This is a genomic window from Mesorhizobium sp. B2-4-6 (assembly GCF_006442775.1).
Taxonomy (GTDB): domain Bacteria; phylum Pseudomonadota; class Alphaproteobacteria; order Rhizobiales; family Rhizobiaceae; genus Mesorhizobium.
Genome location: NZ_VFVI01000016.1, coordinates 47,096 through 68,008, shown reverse-complemented (window position 1 = coordinate 68,008; position 20,913 = coordinate 47,096). Strand labels below are relative to the sequence as shown.

Genomic DNA, 20,913 nt, shown 5'->3' with positions numbered 1-20,913 from the left:
ACTCATTCCGCCGCCTCGCGCTTTTCCTCGGCGGCCTTGTCCTCGTTTTCCCTTGCCTCGTATTCGGCGCGCATGCGGCGAACGAGGCCGAGCTCGGCCTGGAAGTCGACATAATGCGGCAGCTTCAGGTGTTCGACGAAGCCGGTCGCCTGGACATTGTCGGAATGGGAGATGACGAACTCCTCGTCCTGCGCGGCGGCGACGACGTCCTCGCCAAGCTCGCTCGCGCGCAGCGCCCGGTCGCACAGCGCCATGGCCATCGCCTTGCGCTCGCTCTGGCCGAAGACCAGGCCGTAGCCGCGGGTGAATTGGGGCGGCGCCTTGGCCGAGCCCTTGAACTGGTTGACCATCTGGCATTCGGTGACGCGGATCGAGCCCAGCGGCACGGCGAAAGGCAGTTCCGGCACGTCGAGCTCCAGCTCGACCTCGCCGATGCGCACCTCGCCCACGAAGGGATGGTTGCGGGCGTAGCCGCGCTGCGTCGAATAGCCGAGCGCCAGGAGAAAACCCTCGTCGCCCCGTGACAGTGCCTGCAAGCGGATGTCGCGCGCCATAGGGAACTGCAGCGGCTCGCGGGTGATATCGCCAGGCACGTGGTCAAGCGGCATGTCGCCATCGGCCTCGATCAGGCCTTCATGGGCGAGGATCGCCGAAACGCGAGGCATGGGTTCGGCCTGGCCTTCGCGCAGCGCTGGCGTCTCGACGTCGGCGCCGGCGGCAAGCTCGGGATCGAGCAGGCGGTGGGTGTAGTCGAAAGTCGGACCAAGCACCTGACCGCCGGGCAGATCCTTGTAGGTTGCCGACACGCGCCGCTCGACCTGCATCGCGCCGGTGTCGACGGGGTTGGTGTAGCCGAAGCGCGGCAGCGTGGTGCGATAGGCGCGCACCAGGAAGATCGCCTCGATCATATCGCCGCGCGCCTGGACGACGGCGAGAGCCGCCAACTCGCGATCATAGAGCGAGCCTTCGCTCATCACCCGGTCGACGCCGAGCGCCAGCTGTTCGACGATCTGGTCGAGGCGCAGCGCCGGCACCGAGCGGTCGCCGCGGCGGCGGTCGGCCAGCAGCCGATGGGCGTTGGCAATTGCGGCCTCGCCGCCTTTCACCGCGACATACATGTCATGCCTCCATCGGCTTGATGCGGGTGGTGCGCGGCAGGCAGGCGAGGCTGCCGGGCGCCGCCAGGATGATGTCGACGCCGCGCGGGAAACGCTGGTTGTTCTGCTTCCACTGCTCGACGAAATGGCGCGGCATGCCCGGAGGCGCGATCATCGAGGTCTTTTCGATCCCAGGTCCTTCGAGCAGCAGCGACGGGCCCGAGGCGAGGCCGTCGACCAGGAGGATCAGCGTCGTCGAGCGATCGGGATATTCTTGCGTGCCCTGCGCAAAACCGTCGAGCGCGGCCATCTCTCTTGGATTGGCGATCAGGGCGAAATGCGCATCGGCCGGGGTGTTGGCCAAGGGCGCGCCGGTGTGAAAGCCGAGCCAGGCCTTGACCGAGGCGTCCGCCTGCAAGGGCGGATCGAGCCAGACTGGCGTGTCGTTGTCGCAGAGCGCCAGCGCCACGGCGCCTGCCGTCGCCGACAATGGCGCCGGCGGGCGGGCGAGTTGCGGCAGGTCCTGGACGGTGCCGGGGCGCGCCATCGCGTCCATGATGGCGCGGAAGATGGTCTGCGCGTCGAAAACCGGCTCGGTGAAGCCGCCATCGATCGATTGCGTGGCGATGTTCATCAGTCCTCTCCGCGCACCATGGTGAAGAAATCCACTTTCGTTGCCGCCGTCTCGACGCGCCGCGTCTCGCGCGCCGCATCGAGCGCCGCGCGCAAGGGCGCGACCAGCTTCGTCTCGACCGCCTCGCGATGCGCCGGGTCCTGCCACAGCGCGTCGGCGATCGCCGCGAGCTTTGCCTTGCCCTTGTCGCGGCCGAGCGCATAGGAATGGCCGACCTTGCCGGATGGCAGCCGCACCGTGGCGCGGGTGACCGTGGCCTCGCCGACATTGAACGGCGCGCCACCGCCGCCGATCCGCCCGCGCACCGTCACCAACCCTGTCTCCGGGCCGCGCAAAAGCTCTGCCTCGGAAGGCAGGCCCGCTTCGTTCCACAGACGGGCAATCTCATCGGCCGCGGCATGCGCCAGCGTCGCCATCAAGGCCTTCCGCCCGGCCTGCTCGCGCGCTTCCTGTCCTCGCATGGCATCACTCCTTACATGGATAAATTTGTCTATTGATATAGATAACTATACAAATTATACTCATCTCGTAACGGGAGTCCATGACGGGTGGATGACAACCCGGGAAAAATGCTTGGGGGCGATGGGTGACCGGACTGGCGGCTAGCATCGAAAGGCGAAACGGCGTGTCGCTGTGGCGGCAGATCGCCGATCGGATCCTGCAGGCGATCGCCAATGGCGATTTCGCGGAGAACGCGGCGCTGCCGCCCGAAGTCGCGCTGGCGGAACGTTACGGCGTCAACCGCCACACCGTGCGCAGCGCCATTGCCGCACTTGTGCAGGAAGGCGTGCTGAAGGCCGAGCAGGGGCGCGGCACCTTCGTCTTGTCGCGCAAACGGCTGTCCTATCCGATCGGCGCGCGCACGCGCTTCTCGACCGGACTGCAAGGGCAGACGAGCGAGCGGCACATCGCGCTGTTGTCGTCATCGACGGAGTCGGCCAGCCGGCGCATCGCCGAGGCGCTGGGCCTTGCCAAGGGTGCTGCGGTCATCCGCCTGGAGACGCGCGGCGAGGCCGACGGTCATCCGGTGTCGCGCGCGACGACCTGGTTCGACGCCAAGCGCTTCGCCGGCATCGAGGCCGCTATGGCGGAAACGGGGTCGATCACTGCCTCGCTGAAGCGTTTCGGCGTCAACGATTATCTGCGGCACTCGACAGTGCTGTCAGCGCGGCATGCCGACGCCGACGACCTTCCAGCACTCGATTTGCAGCCCGGCGCCATCGTGCTGGTCACCGTCGCGGTGAATGTCACGCTCGATGGCCAGCCGATCCAGTTCGCGGAGTCGCGCTTTCCGGCGGAGCGGGTGGAGCTGAGGCTCTCGGCCGGCGATTAGCCCTCGGCGTCTTCATCCAAGGCGATGACACCAAAGGTCGTCGTCCACGCGACGCAAAGCGGAGCGCAGACCCGAGGGTCCATTCCGTTACCTCGATCGTAAAGCGCAGCGGAGCAGAATTCTGGATCGTTGCAACGCGTCGACGTCGCGGAATGGATCCTCGGGTCTGCGCTGCGTCGCCACGCTCCTTGCTCCGCCCGTGGATGACGAAGGGATATGCGTTCCGGCCAATTGCCAAAGACTGCGATCTGCCAAGGCAGGCACCATCCAGCGCGCTAGATTTTCGTGCCGGCCTCTTACTTACCCGACCTCGATGACGGCCTTGATCAGTCCCGACTTCTCATGCGTCCATATGGCGAGGTCACGCGGCGTCCTGGCAAGCGTGGTTCGATGGGTGACGAGCTTGTTCAGCGGCACGGCGCCGTCGCGGATCGAGGCCGCGACATGGTCGAAGTCGGCCTTCAGCGCATTGCGGCTGCCGATCAGTGTCATCTCGCGCTTGTGGAATTCGGGATCGGAGAAGGCGATGTCGTCCTTGACGACGCTGACCAGCACCAGCGTGCCGCCATGCGCGACATGGGCGAAGGCGGACTGCACCGATGGCGTGTTGCCGGTCGCGTCGAATACGAGGTCGAAACCCTCGCCGGAGGTTGCTTGCCGGACCAGTTCGGCAGCCGCCGCCTTCGAGCCGTCCAGCGGGGTAAAGCCGAGTGCCTCTTCGGCGAAGCCGAGGCGCTCGGCGCTCATGTCGAGCAGGCTGACATCAAGTCCGGCGATGCGCGCGAAGATCGCCGTACCGAGGCCGATCGGCCCGGCGCCGATGACCAGCGTGCGCGCGCCGGGAGTCCCGAGCGAACGGCGCACCGCATGCGCGCCGATGGCCAGGAATTCCACCGCCGCGGCGTCGGCCAGCGACAGGCCATTTGCCGGATAAAGGTTCTGCGCCGGCACCAGGATCTCGTCGCACATGGCGCCGTCGCGGTGGACGCCGAGCACTTCGATCTTCACGCAGCAATTCGGCTTGCCGTGCCGGCAGGCGATGCATTTGCCGCATGAAAGATAGGGGTTGATGACGACCGGCTCGCCGACGGCGAGATCGACGCCTTCGCCCTTCTCGACGATGGTGCCGGAGACCTCATGGCCCATGATGCGCGGATAGGCCAGAAACGGGTGCTTGCCTTCGAAGATGTGGTAGTCGGTGCCGCAGATGCCGACATGGCTGACGGCAACCCGCGCCCAACCGGGCGGCGGCGCGCCAGGGTCGGCGCGGTCTTCGAGGACAAGCTCGCCGGGTGTGCGGCAGACAACGGCTTTCATGGGCAATCCAAGGCAAAAAAGCGCCGGCCTCGCTCGAGCGAGGCCGGCGCGAAAGGTTCAGGGAAGGTTCATTTGCCGCGACGGCGCAGGCCGTCGAAGTAGACGATGACGATGATCAGCAGGCCGGTGATGACGCGCTGCCAGAAGGTGTTGACGTTGAGCAGGTTGGCGCCGTTGTTGATCGTCGAAAGGATGAAGGAGCCGATCAGCGGTCCGTGCACGGAGCCGATGGCACCGAACAGCGAGGTGCCGCCGATCACCGAAGAGGCGATGGCCTGAAGCTCATAGGTGTCGCCCTGCGTCGGGTTGCCGATGCCGATGCGCGAGGCCAGGAGCACGCCGACGAAGGCGGCCAGCAGACCGGACAGGATATAGGCCATGAAGATGGTGCGCGGCACGTTGACACCCGAAAGACGCGCGGCCTCGGCATTGGAGCCGACCGAGAACAGGTAACGGCCCCAGCGCGTGTGATGCAGGAATACGTAGGACGGGATGGCGACCAGGACCACCATCCAGAACAGATACGGGATGCCGAAGAGTGAGCCCCGCGAGAACGCCTGGAAGGGGTCGCTGTTGATGGAGATCGAGTTGCCGTTGGTCATCAGAAGGCCGATGCCGCGCAGCGAGGTCATGGTGGCTAAAGTGATGATGAAGGGCGGCAAGCCCATCTTGACGATGCCGAAGCCGTGGAAGAGGCCGATGGCGACGCCGACCAGCAAGGTCGCCAACACGGCCGCCCATATCGGCCAGCCGGCATTGATCAAAAGCGCCACGATCACCGTGGTGAAGCCGACCACCGCGCCGACCGACAGATCGATGCCGCCGGTGATGATGACGAAGGTCTGGCCGACGGCGAGGATGGCGATCAGCGAGCCCTGGCGCAAAAGATTGGTGATGTTGAGCGCCGTGGCGAAGGACGGCGTGGCGAGCGCCAGCACGATCCACATCAGAAGCAGAAGGCCAAGCAGGGTCAGGCCGAAGAGCGCGTTGAAATTGCGCTTGGGTTTTTCGGCGGGGATCGCCTCGGTGCTCATTTTTGTCCTCCCGACTTTTCTTGTTTCTCGGCCAGTGCCTGACCCAAAATGTCCTCGTGGCTCACGGTGCGGAAGCCATGTGTGGCGACCAGCTTGCCGCGCCGGAACACATGCAGCGTGTCGGCAAGCTCGTAGACTTCCGGCAGGTAGGACGAGATCAGGATGATGCCGGCCCCCTTGGACAGCAGCGTCGAGAACAGGCGGTAGATCTCTGCCTTGGTGCCGACATCGACGCCCACCGTCGGCTCGTCGAAGATGAACAGCTTGGCGCCATGCGCCAGCCATTTGCCGATGACGATCTTCTGCTGGTTGCCGCCCGACAGGCTGGAGGCGAGCGCATTGCGCGTCGGCGTCTTGATGCGCAGATCGGCGATCTGGCGGTCGGCCTCGGCCTTTTCCCTGGCGCCGGAAATCAAAAGATTGCTGGAGATGCGTTTGTAGATCGGCAGGTTCAGGTTCATGCCGACCGGCAAATTGAGGCAGAGGCCCTGATCGCGGCGGCTTTCCGGGGCCAGCGCCATGCCGAGGCGGATCGCGTCGTGCTCGGAATTGACCTGGACTTCCTTGCCCTCCCACAGGATCTGGCCGGCCGACTTCCTGTGGCGGCCGTACAGCGTGGTGACGAACTCGCTGCGGCCGGCGCCGATCAGGCCGTAGAGGCCGACGATCTCGCCGGCGCGCACGGTCACCGAGACATTTTCGAAGCCCTTGCCGGAAAGGTTCTTCGTCTCGACGATCATGGCGCCGGGAGTGAAATGCTCCTTGTGGTAGATCTGCTCGATCGAACGGTTGATCATCAGCTTCACCAATTCGGGCTCGTCGGTCTCGGCGATGTTGCGGGTGCCGACCAAAGTGCCGTCGCGCAGCACGGAGACGCGGTCGGCAAGCTCGAACACTTCCTCCATGCGGTGGCTGATGTAGATGATGGTGACGCCTTCGCCCTTCAGCCGGCGGATCAGTTTGAAGAGCTGGTCGGCCTCCTTGCGGGTGAGGTAGGCGGTGGGCTCGTCGAAGATCAGGAATTTCGTGCCGCGCACGGTGGCCCGCGCCGCGGCGATCAACTGCTGCTGGCCGATGGTGAGATCGCCGAGCACCACATGCGCCGGCAGGTCGAAGCCCAGCCCGTCGATGATCTTCTGCGCTTCCTTCACCATGGCGCGCTGCTGCAACAGGCCGAAGCGGGACTCCTCCTCGCCGAGGAACATGTTGGCGGCGACGGTGAGATGGCGGCACAGCACCACTTCCTGGTGGACGGCGTTGATGCCCAGCGCCATCGCCTCATGCGGTGTGGCCAAGGCCGCCGGCTTGCCTTCCCAGATGACCTCGCCGGAAGTGCGCGGCATGACGCCGGTGAGAAGCTTGATGAGGGTCGACTTGCCGGCGCCGTTCTCGCCGACGATGGCGTGGATCTCGCCCGCCTTGAAGGCAAGGTGCGCAGGCTTCAGCGCATGCGTGCCGGGGTAGCGCTTTTCCAGCCCGTTGAGCTCGAGGATCGTCCTGCCCGGCTGCAGCGTAGGGGCCGGATGCAGTTCCTGCGCCGTCGATGTCATGACAATCCTCCCAGATTGGTCTCAACCGTTGGGTACGCAGCGATGCGTCTGGCGCGCATCTTGAAATAAGAGCCTAAATCAGGCCGGCGAATTTCCAAATCGCCTTATGGATGTTTCCGGGGCGCGAGGCCCCGGAAACGACTGCCGCGACGCTGCTCAGTTGAGCTTCGGATTGAGCAGCGCGTCGATCTTCGGATCCTTCATGTTGTCCTTGGTGACGAGGTTGGCGCCGGTGTCGACATTGGCCTCGACCTTCTCGCCTTTCGAAGCGGCCAAAGCGGTCTTGATGCCGTCATAACCCATCCGGTACGGGTCCTGGACGACCAGGCCGGAGATGACGCCGTCGTTCAAGAACTTGATCAGCTTCTCGTCGCTGTCGAAGCCGATCAGAGCGACCTTGCCGCCGAGGCTGTTTTCGGCGATCGCCTGGCCGACGCCCTGCGCCATGATCAGGTTCGAGGCGAAGATGCCCTTGAGGTCCGGATTGGCGGTGATCAGGTCGGTGGCGATGTTGAGGCCCGTGGTGGCCTGGCCGTCGGCATATTTGTCGGCGACCAGCTCGAGGCCGGGATATTTGGCCTTGATCTGTTCGATGAAGCCTTGCTTGCGCTGCTCGAGCGAGCCGGCGCCGGGAAGCGCCGTGATCAGCGCGACCTTGCCTTCCACCTTGCCGCCATTGGCGGCACCGATCGCCGCGGCGAGACCGTCGGCGGCGACGCGGCCGCCCTGGACGTTATCGGTGGTCAGGAAGGAGGTGAAGGCCTTGGAGTCGGCGCCGGAGTCGATGCCGATGACCTTGACCTTGGAGGCCGCCTCGTCGATCGGCTTGCCGAGCGCCTTGAACTCGGTCGGCGAGATGACGATCGCGGCCGGGTTGCTGGCGACGGCGTTCTCGAGGATCGAGATCTGGCCGTTGACGTCGGTTTCGGCCTGGGCGCCGAGCTCAGGCACGTTGATGCCGAGGTCCTTGCCGGCCTTGCGCGCGCCGGCCAGCACGATCTGCCAGTAGAAGGAGGTGGTATCCTTGACGATGATCGGAATGGTGACGTCGGCCGCCGAGGCGGGCGCGGAATGCATCGCGCCGGCAAGCATCGACGCGGCCGCCAAGGCCACGAAAGTACGGCGGTTGAGAAGGCTGGTCACGAATTTCATTAGGTTCCTCCCTAAGGTCGCCTGGTGAAGGTTGCGGAAGCTCCGTCTGGATAGGCGCGGCCCGAACAGAACTTTATCAATAAAAAACAGATGCCTTTTTTTGATAATGCATCGCCATGGTCGATGCAAGCGGTGTCTGGTGCCGTTTGTGTGATGCCGGGTGAGCTTTGTCCGGCCCCTCCCTGGCAGCCCATGGGCGCTTCCGTTCCTCCCTGTCGATATGGAACGATAGTTTCACGACACTGTCAATATGGAATATTCGTTCCATAAGGACGTCTCGTGATTGTGAAGGCCGACTTCGTTGCTGGCAGCGCTTCCTCCACGACAATGGCCTGCGACTAAAGCGTCGCGCCGAGATGCCAGGGCACGAATTCGTTGTCACCGTAGCCGAACGCCTCGCTCTTGGTCTTGCGGCCGGACGCCGTCTCGATGATCAGCTCGAAGATCTCGCGGCCCATGCCGGCGATGGTCTTCTCGCCCGAGGCGATGACGCCGCAATTGACGTCCATGTCCTCTTCCATCTGGTGATACATGGTCGAATTGGTGGCGACCTTGATCGACGGCGTCGGCCGGCAGCCGAAGCAGGAGCCGCGGCCGGTGGTGAAGACGATGACATTGGCGCCGCCCGCGACCTGGCCGGTGGCCGAGACCGGGTCGTAGCCGGGCGTGTCCATGAACACCAGGCCGCTGCCCGACACCTTCTCGGCATAGCCGAAGACGCCGTTGAGCGGTGTCTGGCCGCCCTTGGCGACGGCGCCCAGCGATTTCTCGAGAATCGTGGTCAGGCCGCCGCGCTTGTTGCCGGGTGAGGGGTTGTTGTCGATCGAGGCGCCGTGCTTGGCGGTATGGTCCTCCCACCATTTCACATAGCCGTCGAGCTTGGCGGCGATCTCGGGCGAGGCGGCGCGATAGGCAAGCAGATGCTCGGCGCCGTAGATTTCGGTCGTCTCCGACAGGATGCCGACGCCGCCGCAACCGGCCAGGATATCGACGGCGGCGCCCAGCGCCGGATTTGCCGTGATGCCGGACATGCCGTCCGAGCCGCCGCATTGCAGGCCGACGACGATCTCCGAGACCGGGATCGGCTCGCGCTGCAAGTGGCCGACCTCATCGGCGATCTCGGCCAGCACGCCCATTGCCCTCTCGACGGATTTGCGCGAACCGCCGGCTTCCTGGATGTTGAAATGGCGTTTTCCAGCGGCCACGCCCTTCTGGCCGTAGAGGGTGAGCTGGTTGACCTCGCAGCCCAGCCCCACCATCAGGATGCCGCCGAAATTCGGGTGGCGCGCATAACCGGCAAGGGTGCGGTGCAGGACCATCATGCCGTCGCCGGTGGCGCTCATGCCGCAGCCCTGGCCGTGGACGATCGGCACGAAGCCGTCGATGCCGGGATATTTCGGCAGAAGCGTGCGGTTGGCTTCGTCCGCAATGGCGTGGCAGACGGTCGACGAGCAATTGACGCTGGCGATGATGCCGATGAAGTTGCGCGTGCCGGAGCGCCCATCGGCGCGGCGGTAGCCCATGAAGGTGCGCTTGCGGTCGGCCTCGGTGGCGTGCTCGGCCTCGCTCGGCGGCACCACCGGCAAGCGGCCGCTCTCGAAAACCAGATTGTGCGAGTGGACATGCTCGCCGGCCGCGATGGCTTGCGTGGCGCGGCCGATCGCCTGCGCGTATTTCACCACCGCTTCGCCCGCGGCGATCGGCTTGATCGCCACCTTGTGGCCAGGCTCGATCACGGCAGTCGCAGCGGCGCCGCCCGGCAATGGCGTTCCAATTTCGATGCGCCCGTTGGCGACGGCGACATTATCGGAGGGTGAGAGAAGGATGGTGTTTGCAATGGTCACGGGCGGCTGTCCTGGGTGATCCTGGGAATGCGGGCGGATTGACTTGCGCCCATTTAAAGATAATGTCTTTTATCGGGAAAAAACAATTCTGCGTCAATTGTTTTCTCGCCCGGGCGGCGCGCGTCTTTTGGACGCCCTCGCCCACCCGTTTGGCAAGCCGGCGAAAACGTTCCGCTTTTCGGAGGCTTGCGCTAGAGCCGGATGGTTTCAGGTCCGTTTGACCTGAAATCTGAATCCGGCTCTAAATCAAAGAGATAGAGCATGATGTGGCCCGAAAATCGCTTCATACTTTTCGGCATCATGCTCTAGAGCAGTTCCAGGAAAAGTGCGTAGCGGTTTTCCGTCCGGAATTGCGCAGAAACAAAGATTTGGAGCAGTTCGGCGATTCCGGGAAACGCTGAACCGCTCTGGGAACACCGATCATATCGCGCTTCCAGCAGGCCGCGGCAAGCGTTGGGGAATACGGGCATGTCGAAGAGCAACAATGTCTACAAGGACGCCTTCAACCGCTGCCTCAGGCTGCTCGACGAGACCAAGAGCCTGCCGTCGGAACCTGAGCTCGGCACGCTGCTCGGCGTCAGCCGCACCACGGTGCGCAGCATTCTTTCGCGCATGGAAGAAACCGGGCTGATCGCTTGGAACAAACGCAACAAGACGGTGCTCAGGGCGCCGCGGCCGGAGGATTTCTTCCCCGAGGAAGAGACCGATTCGCTTGCCGAGATCATCGAGCGCTCCTTCATGCGGCGTCTGCTTGCGGAAGGCGCGGAAGCCGGCATGCAGATCAACGAGCTTGAGCTGGCGCGCGAGATCGGCGTCGGCACCACCAGCGTGCGCGAATTCCTGATCCGCTTCTCGCGCTTCGGGCTGATCGAGAAGCGTCGCAACAGCCACTGGGTGCTGAAGGGTTTCACGCGCGCCTTCGCGCTGGAACTGACCGAGATCCGCGAGATGTTCGAGCTGCGCTCGGCGGCGGCTTTCGTCGCGCTTCCGGAAGACAGTGCGGTCTGGGTGGACCTCGACATGCTGGAGGTCCAACACCGCCAGCTCGCCAGCGAAATCGCCACGCGCTTCAACGAATTCTCCGAACTCGACGAGCGCTTCCACCGGCTGATCCACCGCGCCTCGCACAACCGCTTCATCGTCGACTTCTACGATGTCATCGCGATGATCTTCCACTACCACTATCAGTGGAACAAGGCCGAGGAGCGCCAGCGCAACGAGGTCGCGGTCCAGGAGCATCTTGCCTATATCGCGGCGCTGAAATCGCGCGATCCCGGCAAGGTGGACGCCGCCTGCCGCAAGCACCTGAAGTCGGCGCGCCAGACGCTGCTGAGCTCCATTCCCGAGGGACGGCAGGCGCAGCCCGCCTAATGCATGTCGCCCAGAAGCGTGCAGCGGTTCTGGGATAACGACAATGCATGAAAACAAGCGCGTCGCGCCGCGTTGCCGCAGCACGGTTTTGTCGATTTTCCAGCCGCATCCTCCGTGTTATTTCCTTACTGGTCGCAATCCCGGACGGAAAACCGTTTCACACTTTTCCTGGAATTGCTCTAGTGTCGATCAAGTTTCCGGGAGAGGCTTTGCGTTGAATATCCGGCTGAAACGATGGAGCATGCCGGCCGCGTTTGTCGCGGCGCTGCTCCTGTTGCTTCAGTCCTCTCTCGGCGCTTTCGCGTTCGGCGCGCCGTCGCAGCTCGATGCCTTCGGCAACGTCATCTGCACCCATGAAGGCACGGTAAAGCTCCCCGGCGGCGATCCCCACCAGCAGAATATGCCGTCCTGCTGCTCGCTCGGCTGCAGCATGGTTTCGCCGGCGCATCTGCCGCCGCCGGAAACCGCCACGCTGGCCGGGACCCGGCTTTTCGAGGCGGTCTCCTTCCAGCTTCCGGCCTTCCGGCACCAGGACTTCGCCCGCGACCGCTCTCCGGCCAATCCGCGCGCGCCGCCGGCAATGGTCTGATCCGCGGAACGTTCCGCGGGCCTATTCATCCAAAGATCAGACTGTTCGCAGCCGCAAAGCGGCGCGATCCTCATATCCATGGAGCAATCATGTCCAATCTTCTTCCCAGGGCTCGGACCTATGCCCTTCGCGGCGCGCCGCCGTTCCACCTCCAGCAGCGCGTTGGCCTTGCCGTGCTCAGCCTTCTTCTTCTCTTGGCCTGCACTCCCGCCACCCTCGCGCATGAATTCAAGGTCGGAGACCTTGAGATCGAGCACCCCTGGTCGCGAGCGACGCCGCCTGGCGCCAAGGTGGCCGGCGGCTACTTCACCGTGGTCAACAAGGGCAGCGCGCCGGACCGGCTGTTGTCGATTTCCTCCGACATCTCCGACAAGGCCGAACTGCATGAGATGGGCGTCAAGGACGGCGTCATGACCATGCGGCCGGTCGAGGGCGGGCTGGAGATCCCGGCCGGCGGCAAGGTCGCGTTGAAGCCGGGCGCCTATCACCTGATGTTCACCGGGCTGAAGCGGCAGCCAAAGCAGGGCGAGAAATTCCCAGCGACGCTGACCTTCGAGAAGGCCGGCAGCGTGAAAGTCGAGTTTGCCGTCGAAGGCATGGGCGAGACGGGCAGTGGCGATATGGACATGGACCACGCTGAGTAATCCGCCAATTCGAAATCAGAGGGACAATTCATGAAGACATATCTTTTTGCCGGCGCGCTGTTCGCGCTCGGGACCAATGCCGCGCTCGCCCACATCACGCTCGAAACGCAGGAAGCGGCTGTCGGCTCCACCTACAAGGCGGTCTTGCGGGTGCCGCATGGCTGCGAGGGCAAGGCGACGACCGCCGTGCGCGTGCAGATCCCCGAAGGCGTCATTGCGGTGAAGCCGATGCCCAAGCCCGGCTGGACGCTGCAGACCAAGAAGGGCAAGTACGAGAAATCCTACCAGCTCTATGGCGAGACGCTGACCACCGGCGTCAAGGAAGTGGACTGGAGCGGCGGCAATTTGCCAGACGAGTTCTATGACGAGTTCGTTTTCCGCGCCGCGCTGGCGGCCGACCTGCCGGCCGGCCAGATGCTCTATTTCCCGGTGGTGCAGGAATGCGGCGACGCCACCGACCGCTGGATCGAGATCCCCGCGGCGGGCCAGGATGAGGACGCCTTGGAAACTCCGGCGCCCGGCATCAAATTGCTGCCCAAGAAATAATCTCCTGGTGGCGCGCCCGATCGGGCGTGCCACCATTTCCTGTAAGACGGCATGAACGCAGCACAGCCTTCCTCGACGAACCGGACCGCGGGCCGACATATCGGCCCGCTTGCCTGGTTGTTCGTTTCGCTCGTGGCTATATCGGTGTTGGCGCTGCCCAGTCGTGCCTTCGCGCATGCGGCGCTGGTCGCAACCGATCCGGCCGACGGCGTGGTGCTGTCGCAAAGCCCCGCGCGATTTTCGCTGACCTTCAGCGAGCCCGTCTCGCCGCTGGTTCTGACGCTTGTGCGGCCGGACGGCTCGCAGCTTGCGCTCACATCCTTCCGTCTCAACGACCAGACGATCGAGATCGACAATCCCGAAACGCTCAAACCCGGCACGCATGTGCTGAGTTGGCGGGTGGTGTCGGTCGACGGTCATCCTGTCGGTGGCTCGGCGCTGTTTTCCATCGGCGCGCCAAGCGCCGCGCCTGTGGCGGGCGAAGCCATCGACTGGACGCTGCGCGCGGCGATCTGGGCGGCCAGGCTGTTTGTCTATGCCGGCCTCTTCCTCGGCGTCGGCGGCGCGTTCGCGCTCGCCTGGCTGGCCGAGGACCGGCGCTGCGGCCAGCGCTTTGTCGCCGCGGCACTGCTTTTCGGCCTCGCCGGCGCGCCGTTATCGCTCGGCCTGCAGGGATTGGATGGGCTTGGCGTCCCACTCGCCCGGTTTGCGACACCGGCCGTCTGGAAGACCGCGCTGGAAACGAGCTTCGTCTGGACGGTGCTGATCGGCTTGATCGCGCTTGGTCTCGCTTTGCTTTCGCTTTCCGGACCTTCGGCTCTTCGCAAGCTGTCGGCAAGCGCGGCTCTGCTCTGCGTCGGCGGCGCCCTTGCCGCGAGCGGCCACGCCAGTGCGGCCGAACCGCAATGGCTGACGCGGCCGCTGGTGTTCCTGCATGGCGCGGCAATCGCCTTCTGGGCCGGTTCGCTGGCGCCGCTCGGCCTGGCATTGCGGCGGCAGCCGGCGGAAGCGAAAGCCTTTCTGCGCCGCTTCTCCCGCGCGATCCTGCCGGTCGTCATCCTGCTTGCCGCAAGCGGTATCGTGCTGGCGATCATCCAGGTGCGGCAGCCGACAGCATTGATCGACACGTCCTACGGCCGGCTGCTGCTCTTGAAGCTGGCTCTGCTGCTCTTCCTGTTCACGCTTGCAGCGGTCAACCGCTGGACGCTGACGGTGCCTGCCGAGGCCGGCGATACCGAGGTGCAGCGGCGGCTGGCGCGCTCCATCCGCATCGAGGTGGTCATCGTGCTTGCCATCTTCGGCGTCGCCGCCGGCTGGCGCTTCACCCCGCCGCCGCGCGCGCTGGCGATCGCCGCCGCGCAGCCGGTGTCGATCCACATCCACACGCTGAAGGCGATGGCCGATCTCAGCATCACGCCCGGCCATGCCGGCGAGGTCGCCGCTTCGGTGGTGATCATGACCGGCGATTTCGGGCCACTCGATGCCAAGGCGGTGACGCTGGTGCTGTCGAAGCCGGATTCCGGTATCGAGCCGATCAAGCGGCCAGCGACCAAGCCGGGCGACGGCACCTGGCGTATCGACAATCTCGTCATCCCGCTGCCCGGCCGCTGGAATGCGCGGCTCGACATCCTCGTCTCGGACTTCGAGGTGGTGAAGATCGAGGCTCCCATAGAGATCAGGGCGCAATAGCCAACCCACCGACACAATTCGGCGAGACGGTTGACGCCGCCGCCAAGGCCCGTCATTCATCTGGGAAAGGCGTTCTCCAGGACGCAGCCTTCAACAAGCATCCGAACGCAGGGAAGAAACGATGGAAAAAGCCGAAATCGGCCTGATCGGCCTTGGCACGATGGGCTCCAACCTGGCGCTCAACATCGCCGAGCACGGGCACCGTATCGCCGTCTTCAACCGCACGCCGTCGCGCACCGACGCCTTTATCGAGAGCGCCGGTTCGCTGAAGGACATGGTCGTTCCCTGCTACAGCCTGGAGGAACTCGCCGCGGCGATCCGGCCGCCGCGGCCGATCATCATCATGGTGCTGGCCGGCAAGCCGGTCGACGAGCAGATCGCGGCGCTGCGCGGCGTGCTGTCGGCCAACGACATCGTTATCGATGCCGGCAACGCCAATTTCCGCGACACGATGCGCCGCTTCTCGGAATTGTCCGGCTCGGGCCTGACCTTCATCGGCATGGGCGTTTCGGGCGGCGAGGAGGGCGCGCGCCACGGGCCGTCGATCATGGTCGGCGGCACCGAGGAGTCCTGGAAGCGCGTCGAGAAGGTGCTGACCGCGATCTCCGCCAAGTTCAAGGACGAGCCCTGCGCCGCCTGGCTCGGCACCGACGGCGCCGGCCATTTCGTGAAAACCATCCACAACGGCATCGAATATGCCGACATGCAGATGATCGCCGAGATCTACGGCATCCTGCGCGACGGGCTCGGCATGGCGCCCAAGGAGATCGGCAAGGTCTTCGACGGCTGGAACCAGGGTCGGCTCAACTCCTACCTGATCGAGATCACCGCCAAGGTGCTGGCCGCCGACGACCCGAAGACCGGCAAGCCGGTGGTCGACATCATCCTCGATCGCGCCGGACAGAAGGGCACCGGCAAATGGTCGGTGATCGAGGCGCAGCAGCTCGGCATCCCGGCGACGGCGATCGAGGCGGCGGTCGCGGCGCGCGTGCTGTCCTCGATCAAGGACGAGCGGCAGGCGGCGGAAAAGGCCTATGGCGATATCGGCGTCGAAAAGATCTCCGGCGACAAGACCGCGCTGCTCAAGGATCTTGAGCTGGCATTGTTCGCCGGCAAGATCGCGGCTTACGCGCAGGGTTTCGCGGTGATGAGCGGCGCCTCGAAGGAATTCAACTGGAACCTGCCGATGCCGACCATCGCCAAGATCTGGCGCGCCGGCTGCATCATCCGTTCGCAGATGCTGGACACGATGGCCGAGGCGTTCGGTTCAGGCAGCGCTTCCACCAACCTGCTGATGGCGCCGGCCTTCATCGCCTTGATGAAGGAGGCGCATCCGTCGCTCAGGCGCATCGTGGCGCGTGCCTCCGAGGCCGGGTCGCCGGTGCCGGCGCTGTCGTCGGCGCTTGCCTATTTCGACAGCTACCGGCAGGGACGCGGCACGTCGAACCTGATCCAGGCGCAGCGCGATTTCTTCGGCGCGCACGGCTTCGAGCGTATCGGCGAACAGGGGGCATTTCACGGCCCATGGGGCAGCGGCGCGGGGCATTAGCCCCGATAAGGCAGAACCTCGCTCGGGGTACTGAGTGACTGCAACGAGCCGGGGTCGGCGCCGCCGATCCAGCCGAGCACCGCGCGGGCGAGCTCGGAGCCGGCCAGCCGGAAGTTCTCGTTGACGACCAGCAGTTCGCGCCGGAACAGATGCAGCAGCTCCGACGATTGTTTCGACACCACGTCGACGTCGCGGCCGAGTTTCAGCCCGGCGTCCTCGATGCCGGCCACGATGGCGAGCGTCGCCGCGGCGGCGCTGCTGACGAAGCCGTCGGGCCGGTCCTTGCGCCGCATCAACTGCGCGGTCCGCATCCTGATCTGCTCGATCGACTGGTCGATGGAGACAGTGTTGAACGGCACTTCGCCAACGCCCACCTCGCTCAGCGCATCGGCAAAGCCGTTCACCGTATGGCCGTAATAGGTGAGACCGACCGGCGGCGCCACAAGGGCAAGCCGGTTGCGGCCCCGACCGGCGAGGTAGCGGACGGCTTCGCCGGCAAAGGCGTAATTGTCGAAGTCGTGATAGGGATGCACCAGGCCCATGTCGGTGCGGCCATGTGTGGCGAAGGGAATGCCGCGCTCCAGCATGTAGCGCGCCCGCGGATCGTTGGGCTGGGTGCGCGAGATGATGACGCCGTCGGCCGAGCCCGTCTCGACCAGATAGCGCACCGGATCCAGCGGATCTTGCGAGCGCGAATAGGGCGTGACGATCAGGTGGTAGGGCGTGTCGGCGATCACCTCGGTGACGCCGTAGATGATGTCGGAGACGAAGCTCATCAGCTCGTGCTCGGTGTTCAGCACAAGCGAGACGACGTTGGTCTTGCCTGTTCTCAGCCTGACGCCGGCGCGGTTCGGGCGGTAGCCGATCTGCTTGGCGACGAGCTGGACGCGGCGCCTGGTCTCGGCGCCGATCTCGGGTGCATCCTTCAGCGCGCGCGAGACCGTCGTGACGCCAAGCCCGGTCATGAAGGCGAGCGTCTTCAGCGTCGGCCGCTCCTTGCCCGACGTGTCGTCGCCCTTCTTCGTTATCCGTCTATCCATTTGTCCCGCCCGTCAGGCGCATAGCAGCCGCAGGGCCGACCGGCAATCGTGCGGCGGTGACATTTGCGCGACCTTCGACTTGTGGCTCGGTTCAATATACTGAAACGTTACAGATTGCCAATCTTCGTGATCGACCGGCAAGGTCGCGCGCCCTTTGCATCGCGGTGCGGCGATGAACCAAAGTCGCTGGAATCACAAAGAAATATCAGTCTAGGCCTACTTTTTGCACCAATCGGCTGTGCCAGCGCCGGCATTACCGCGTCGGAAGAAGGATTTTGTTCGGGCCTCGAAAAAATCTTGATTGGCTTCAAGGCGAGGGTTGCCTAGGAGGATCATTTGCCGTATCGAAAATCTGTAACGTTTCAGATTCTGGGAGGAAGCCGAAATGCGATACAAATTCCTGACTGCTGCCTTCGCCGCGACGGTTGCGCTCAACTTCGCCGGTCCGGCGGCCGCGACCGACCTGGAAGTCACCCATTGGTGGACTTCCGGCGGCGAGGCGGCGGCGGTGGCCGAGCTTGCCAAGGCATTCGACGCGACAGGCAATCACTGGGTCGACGGCGCCATTGCAGGCTCCGGCGGCACGGCGCGGCCGATCATGATCAGCCGTATCACCGGCGGCGACCCGATGGGCGCCACCCAGTTCAACCACGGCCGGCAGGCGGAAGAGCTGGTGCAGGCCGGGCTGATGCGCGACCTCACCGATATCGCCACCAAGGACAAGTGGACGGAAATCGTGCGGCCGAAGAGCCTGCTCGACTCGTGCACCATCGACGGCAAGATCTATTGCGTGCCGGTCAACATCCATTCCTGGCAGTGGCTGTGGCTGTCCAACGAGGCCTTCCAGAAGGCCGGCCTGCCGGTGCCGAAGGACTGGAATGAATTCGTGGCGGATGCGCCGGCGCTGGAAAAGGCCGGCATCATTCCGCTCGCGGTCGGCGGACAGGCCTGGCAAGCCTCGGGCGCCTTCGACGTGCTGATGGCCGCGACCGGGGGCACCGATACGTTCCTCAAGGTCTACAAGGACAAGGACGCCACCTTCGCGGCCGGCCCGGAGATCGCCAAGGTGTTCAAGGCGGCGGACGATGCCCGCAAGATGGCCAAGAACACCAACGTGCAGGACTGGAACCAGGCGACCAATCTGGTCATCACCGGCAAGGCCGCCGGCCAGATCATGGGCGACTGGGCGCAGGGCGAGTTCCAGGTCGCCGGCAAGACCGCCGGCAAGGACTATACCTGCCTGCCTGGCCTCGGCCTGAACGAAGTCATCGCCACCGGCGGCGACGCCTTCTACTTCCCGCTGCTCAAGGACGAGGCGAAGGCGAAGGCGCAGGTCGTGCTCGCGGAGACCTTGCTCGATCCGAAGACCCAGGTCGCCTTCAACCTCAAGAAGGGTTCGCTGCCGGTGCGCGGCGATGTCGACCTCAATACGGCGAACGACTGCATGAAGAAGGGCCTCGCCATCCTCGCCAAGGGCGCCGTCATGCCGTGGACGGACCAACTGCTTTCGCAGGACACCCAGAAGCAGAAGGAGGACCTGTTCTCCGAGTTCTTCGCCAAGCCCGACATGACGATCGAAGAGGCACAGAAGCGCTTCGCCGAGATCATCGGTTCGGCGGACTGACGACCGGCGCCCCCGCCGGCTTCCGACCCCAGCCTATCGGGGTCGGGAGCTCGATGTCCTCATTGCCCGGCCGGCCGATATGAGCAGCAGCGAACGCCCGAGTAAGCTTTTCCGCAACCTGAACGCCAAGGTCGCATCGATCCCGATGGTGCTTACCGCGTTGGTGGTGTTCGTCGGCGGCACGGCGTGGACGGTGCTCTACTCCTTCACCAATTCGAAGCTGTTGCCGCGGCTCAACTTCGTCGGGCTCGACCAGTATCACCGGCTGTGGTCGACATCGCGCTGGCTGGTGTCGATCGAGAACCTTTTGATCTACGGCGTGATCTCGCTGGTGTTCTCGCTGGTCATCGGCTTCCTGCTTGCCGCCCTTCTCGACCAGAAGATCCGTTTCGAGGACACGTTCCGCACCATCTTCCTCTATCCCTTCGCGCTGTCCTTCATCGTCACCGGGCTGGTATGGCAGTGGCTGCTCAATCCGGATTTCGGCGTCCAACGCGTCGTGCGCGACCTCGGCTGGACGAGCTTCAGCTTCGATCCGCTCTACAATTCCAGCATCGTCATCTACGGCATTTCGATCGCGGCGCTCTGGCAAGGCACGGGCTTGATCATGTGCCTGATGCTCGCCGGACTGCGCGGCATCGACGAGGACATCTGGAAGGCGGCGAGGGTGGACGGCATTCCGGCCTGGAAGACCTATCTCTTCATCGTCATCCCGATGATGCGGCCGGTCTTCATCACGACGCTGGTGATCATCGCCGCCGGCATCGTCAAGGTCTATGACCTGGTCGTGGCGCAGACCAGCGGCGGCCCCGGCATCGCGTCGGAAGTGCCGGCGAAATATGTCTACGACTACATGTTCTTCGCCCAGAATCTCGGCCAGGGTTTCGCCGCCTCGACCATGATGCTGTTGTCGGTGGTGATCGTCATCGTGCCATGGGCCTATCTCGAATTCGGAGGCAAGAAGCGTGGCTGACGTCGCCTCCCTGTCCACCGGTGCCGAAGCGCTCAGGCGCGATGCCACCGGCCCGAGCGGGCCCAAGCCGCGGCACGTGCTGTCGCGCCGCAATATCTTCCTCTACGGCACGCTGATCGTCGTGGCGCTCTATTATCTTTTGCCGCTCTACGTGATGATCGTCACGTCGCTGAAGGGCATGCCGGAAATCCGCCTCGGCAACATCTTCTCGCCGCCGGTGGAAATCACCTTCGAACCCTGGGTGAAAGCCTGGGCGACAGCGTGCACCGGGCTCAACTGCGACGGGCTCTCGCGCGGTTTCTGGAATTCGGTGCGCATCACCGTGCCGTCGGTGATCCTGTCGATCGCGATCGCCTCGGTGAACGGCTATGCCTTGGCCAACTGGCGCTTCAAGGGAGCCGACACCTTCTTCATCATCCTGATCGTCGGCGCCTTCATCCCCTACCAGGTGATGATCTATCCGATCGTCATCATCCTGCGCGAGATCGGCATCTACGGCACGCTGACCGGCTTGGTGATCGTGCATTCGATCTTCGGCATGCCGATCCTGACGCTGCTCTTCCGCAACTATTTCACCTCGATGCCGGAGGAGCTGTTCCGCGCCGCGCGCGTCGACGGCGCCGGTTTCTGGGGCATCTATCTGCGCATCATGCTGCCGATGTCGCTGCCGATCTTCGTCGTCGCCATCATCCTGCAGGTGACCGGCATCTGGAACGACTTCCTGTTCGGCGTCGTCTACACGCGCCCCGACACCTATCCGATGACGGTGCAGCTCAACAACATCGTCAACTCGGTCCAGGGCGTGAAGGAATACAACGTCAACATGGCAGCGACCATCCTGACCGGTCTGGTTCCGCTCATCGTCTACTTCATTTCCGGCAAGCTCTTCGTGCGCGGCATCGCCGCCGGCGCGGTGAAAGGATGATG

General features: G+C 64.4%; 19 protein-coding genes. 10 read left to right on the top strand and 9 right to left on the bottom strand.

The features are described 5' to 3' along the window. Window positions 1-2: 2 nt before the first annotated feature. The 3 genes from FJ957_RS28600 to phnG are packed head-to-tail and all read right to left on the bottom strand — an operon-like array spanning window position 3 to window position 2,192. Complete coding sequence (locus FJ957_RS28600; RefSeq protein ID WP_140836161.1) at window positions 3-1,118, bottom strand: carbon-phosphorus lyase complex subunit PhnI; 1,116 nt, start codon at window positions 1,116-1,118, stop codon at window positions 3-5. 1 nt (window position 1,119) lies between these two features. Beyond that, window positions 1,120-1,731, bottom strand: a complete 612-nt coding sequence (gene phnH / locus FJ957_RS28595) for a phosphonate C-P lyase system protein PhnH (RefSeq protein ID WP_140836160.1) — start codon at window positions 1,729-1,731, stop codon at window positions 1,120-1,122. Further along, the gene (phnG, locus tag FJ957_RS28590; protein WP_140836159.1) at window positions 1,731-2,192 is read right to left on the bottom strand and encodes a phosphonate C-P lyase system protein PhnG; all 462 of its coding nucleotides are present in this window, start codon (window positions 2,190-2,192) and stop codon (window positions 1,731-1,733) included. Before phnG ends, phnH begins: the two co-directional genes overlap by 1 nt. Window positions 2,193-2,326: 134 nt before the next feature. Here phnG and phnF point away from each other — a divergent pair, with 134 nt between their 5' ends. After that, complete coding sequence (phnF, locus tag FJ957_RS28585) at window positions 2,327-3,064, top strand: phosphonate metabolism transcriptional regulator PhnF (protein WP_181180753.1); 738 nt, start codon at window positions 2,327-2,329, stop codon at window positions 3,062-3,064. 300 nt (window positions 3,065-3,364) lie between these two features. Here phnF and FJ957_RS28580 read toward each other — a convergent pair whose 3' ends face one another. The 5 genes from FJ957_RS28580 to FJ957_RS28560 form a co-directional block, all read right to left on the bottom strand. Continuing rightward, the gene (locus FJ957_RS28580) at window positions 3,365-4,381 is read right to left on the bottom strand and encodes a zinc-binding alcohol dehydrogenase family protein (protein ID WP_140836157.1); all 1,017 of its coding nucleotides are present in this window, start codon (window positions 4,379-4,381) and stop codon (window positions 3,365-3,367) included. A gap of 68 nt (window positions 4,382-4,449) precedes the next feature. After that, a complete protein-coding gene (locus FJ957_RS28575; protein WP_140836156.1) occupies window positions 4,450-5,415 on the bottom strand; it encodes an ABC transporter permease in 966 nt (321 codons plus the stop codon). Continuing rightward, the gene (locus FJ957_RS28570) at window positions 5,412-6,965 is read right to left on the bottom strand and encodes a sugar ABC transporter ATP-binding protein (RefSeq protein ID WP_140836155.1); all 1,554 of its coding nucleotides are present in this window, start codon (window positions 6,963-6,965) and stop codon (window positions 5,412-5,414) included. Before FJ957_RS28570 ends, FJ957_RS28575 begins: the two co-directional genes overlap by 4 nt. A gap of 156 nt (window positions 6,966-7,121) precedes the next feature. Further along, entirely contained in the window at window positions 7,122-8,117 is a 996-nt protein-coding gene (locus FJ957_RS28565; RefSeq protein WP_140836154.1) for an ABC transporter substrate-binding protein, read from the bottom strand. 338 nt (window positions 8,118-8,455) lie between these two features. Beyond that, window positions 8,456-9,961: an altronate dehydratase family protein gene (locus FJ957_RS28560; protein WP_140836153.1), complete on the bottom strand. Its 1,506-nt coding sequence runs from the start codon at window positions 9,959-9,961 to the stop codon at window positions 8,456-8,458. A 468-nt stretch (window positions 9,962-10,429) separates the two neighbouring features. Here FJ957_RS28560 and FJ957_RS28555 point away from each other — a divergent pair, with 468 nt between their 5' ends. From FJ957_RS28555 to gndA, 6 genes are all read left to right on the top strand, one after another. Then, on the top strand, window positions 10,430-11,332 hold the full coding sequence (locus FJ957_RS28555) for a GntR family transcriptional regulator (protein ID WP_140836152.1): 903 nt from the start codon (window positions 10,430-10,432) through the stop codon (window positions 11,330-11,332). A 241-nt stretch (window positions 11,333-11,573) separates the two neighbouring features. After that, entirely contained in the window at window positions 11,574-11,921 is a 348-nt protein-coding gene (locus FJ957_RS28550; protein ID WP_140836190.1) for a hypothetical protein, read from the top strand. Window positions 11,922-12,010: 89 nt separating this feature from the next. Continuing rightward, window positions 12,011-12,565: a copper chaperone PCu(A)C gene (locus FJ957_RS28545; RefSeq protein WP_140836151.1), complete on the top strand. Its 555-nt coding sequence runs from the start codon at window positions 12,011-12,013 to the stop codon at window positions 12,563-12,565. A gap of 30 nt (window positions 12,566-12,595) precedes the next feature. After that, on the top strand, window positions 12,596-13,111 hold the full coding sequence (locus FJ957_RS28540) for a YcnI family protein (RefSeq protein WP_140836150.1): 516 nt from the start codon (window positions 12,596-12,598) through the stop codon (window positions 13,109-13,111). Window positions 13,112-13,162: 51 nt separating this feature from the next. After that, a complete protein-coding gene (locus tag FJ957_RS28535; RefSeq protein ID WP_140836149.1) occupies window positions 13,163-14,800 on the top strand; it encodes a copper resistance CopC/CopD family protein in 1,638 nt (545 codons plus the stop codon). A gap of 58 nt (window positions 14,801-14,858) precedes the next feature. Then, window positions 14,859-16,349, top strand: coding sequence for an NADP-dependent phosphogluconate dehydrogenase (gene gndA, locus FJ957_RS28530; protein WP_281407700.1), 1,491 nt, complete (start codon window positions 14,859-14,861; stop codon window positions 16,347-16,349). On the opposite strand, the gene FJ957_RS28525 is transcribed toward gndA, so the two are convergent. Further along, the gene (locus FJ957_RS28525) at window positions 16,346-17,389 is read right to left on the bottom strand and encodes a LacI family DNA-binding transcriptional regulator (RefSeq protein WP_140836147.1); all 1,044 of its coding nucleotides are present in this window, start codon (window positions 17,387-17,389) and stop codon (window positions 16,346-16,348) included. The two genes, gndA and FJ957_RS28525, sit on opposite strands and share 4 nt — an antisense overlap. 385 nt (window positions 17,390-17,774) lie before the next feature. On the opposite strand from FJ957_RS28525, the gene FJ957_RS28520 reads away from it, so the two are divergent. From FJ957_RS28520 to FJ957_RS28510, 3 genes are all read left to right on the top strand, one after another. Beyond that, on the top strand, window positions 17,775-19,013 hold the full coding sequence (locus FJ957_RS28520) for an ABC transporter substrate-binding protein (RefSeq protein ID WP_140836146.1): 1,239 nt from the start codon (window positions 17,775-17,777) through the stop codon (window positions 19,011-19,013). A gap of 79 nt (window positions 19,014-19,092) precedes the next feature. Then, window positions 19,093-19,986 carry a sugar ABC transporter permease gene (locus FJ957_RS28515; protein ID WP_140644603.1) on the top strand — a complete coding sequence of 298 codons (894 nt, stop codon included), beginning with the start codon at window positions 19,093-19,095 and terminating at the stop codon, window positions 19,984-19,986. Further along, complete coding sequence (locus tag FJ957_RS28510) at window positions 19,979-20,911, top strand: carbohydrate ABC transporter permease (protein WP_140836145.1); 933 nt, start codon at window positions 19,979-19,981, stop codon at window positions 20,909-20,911. The genes FJ957_RS28515 and FJ957_RS28510 overlap by 8 nt, the downstream gene beginning before the upstream one ends. The last annotated feature ends 2 nt before the right edge of the window (window positions 20,912-20,913 follow it).

What these genes read in the sequence shown, in the direction of transcription:
- FJ957_RS28525 (WP_140836147.1), bottom strand. Translation starts at nt 17,389, where the DNA reads ATGGATAGACGGATAACGAAGAAGGGCGACGACACGTCGGGCAAGGAG.
- FJ957_RS28535 (WP_140836149.1), top strand. Translation starts at nt 13,163, where the DNA reads ATGAACGCAGCACAGCCTTCCTCGACGAACCGGACCGCGGGCCGACAT.
- FJ957_RS28540 (WP_140836150.1), top strand. Translation starts at nt 12,596, where the DNA reads ATGAAGACATATCTTTTTGCCGGCGCGCTGTTCGCGCTCGGGACCAAT.
- FJ957_RS28550 (WP_140836190.1), top strand. Translation starts at nt 11,574, where the DNA reads ATGCCGGCCGCGTTTGTCGCGGCGCTGCTCCTGTTGCTTCAGTCCTCT.
- FJ957_RS28515 (WP_140644603.1), top strand. Translation starts at nt 19,093, where the DNA reads ATGAGCAGCAGCGAACGCCCGAGTAAGCTTTTCCGCAACCTGAACGCC.
- FJ957_RS28520 (WP_140836146.1), top strand. Translation starts at nt 17,775, where the DNA reads ATGCGATACAAATTCCTGACTGCTGCCTTCGCCGCGACGGTTGCGCTC.
- FJ957_RS28575 (WP_140836156.1), bottom strand. Translation starts at nt 5,415, where the DNA reads ATGAGCACCGAGGCGATCCCCGCCGAAAAACCCAAGCGCAATTTCAAC.
- phnH (WP_140836160.1), bottom strand. Translation starts at nt 1,731, where the DNA reads ATGAACATCGCCACGCAATCGATCGATGGCGGCTTCACCGAGCCGGTT.
- FJ957_RS28600 (WP_140836161.1), bottom strand. Translation starts at nt 1,118, where the DNA reads ATGTATGTCGCGGTGAAAGGCGGCGAGGCCGCAATTGCCAACGCCCAT.
- FJ957_RS28545 (WP_140836151.1), top strand. Translation starts at nt 12,011, where the DNA reads ATGTCCAATCTTCTTCCCAGGGCTCGGACCTATGCCCTTCGCGGCGCG.
- FJ957_RS28570 (WP_140836155.1), bottom strand. Translation starts at nt 6,965, where the DNA reads ATGACATCGACGGCGCAGGAACTGCATCCGGCCCCTACGCTGCAGCCG.
- phnG (WP_140836159.1), bottom strand. Translation starts at nt 2,192, where the DNA reads ATGCGAGGACAGGAAGCGCGCGAGCAGGCCGGGCGGAAGGCCTTGATG.
- FJ957_RS28565 (WP_140836154.1), bottom strand. Translation starts at nt 8,117, where the DNA reads ATGAAATTCGTGACCAGCCTTCTCAACCGCCGTACTTTCGTGGCCTTG.
- FJ957_RS28580 (WP_140836157.1), bottom strand. Translation starts at nt 4,381, where the DNA reads ATGAAAGCCGTTGTCTGCCGCACACCCGGCGAGCTTGTCCTCGAAGAC.
- FJ957_RS28555 (WP_140836152.1), top strand. Translation starts at nt 10,430, where the DNA reads ATGTCGAAGAGCAACAATGTCTACAAGGACGCCTTCAACCGCTGCCTC.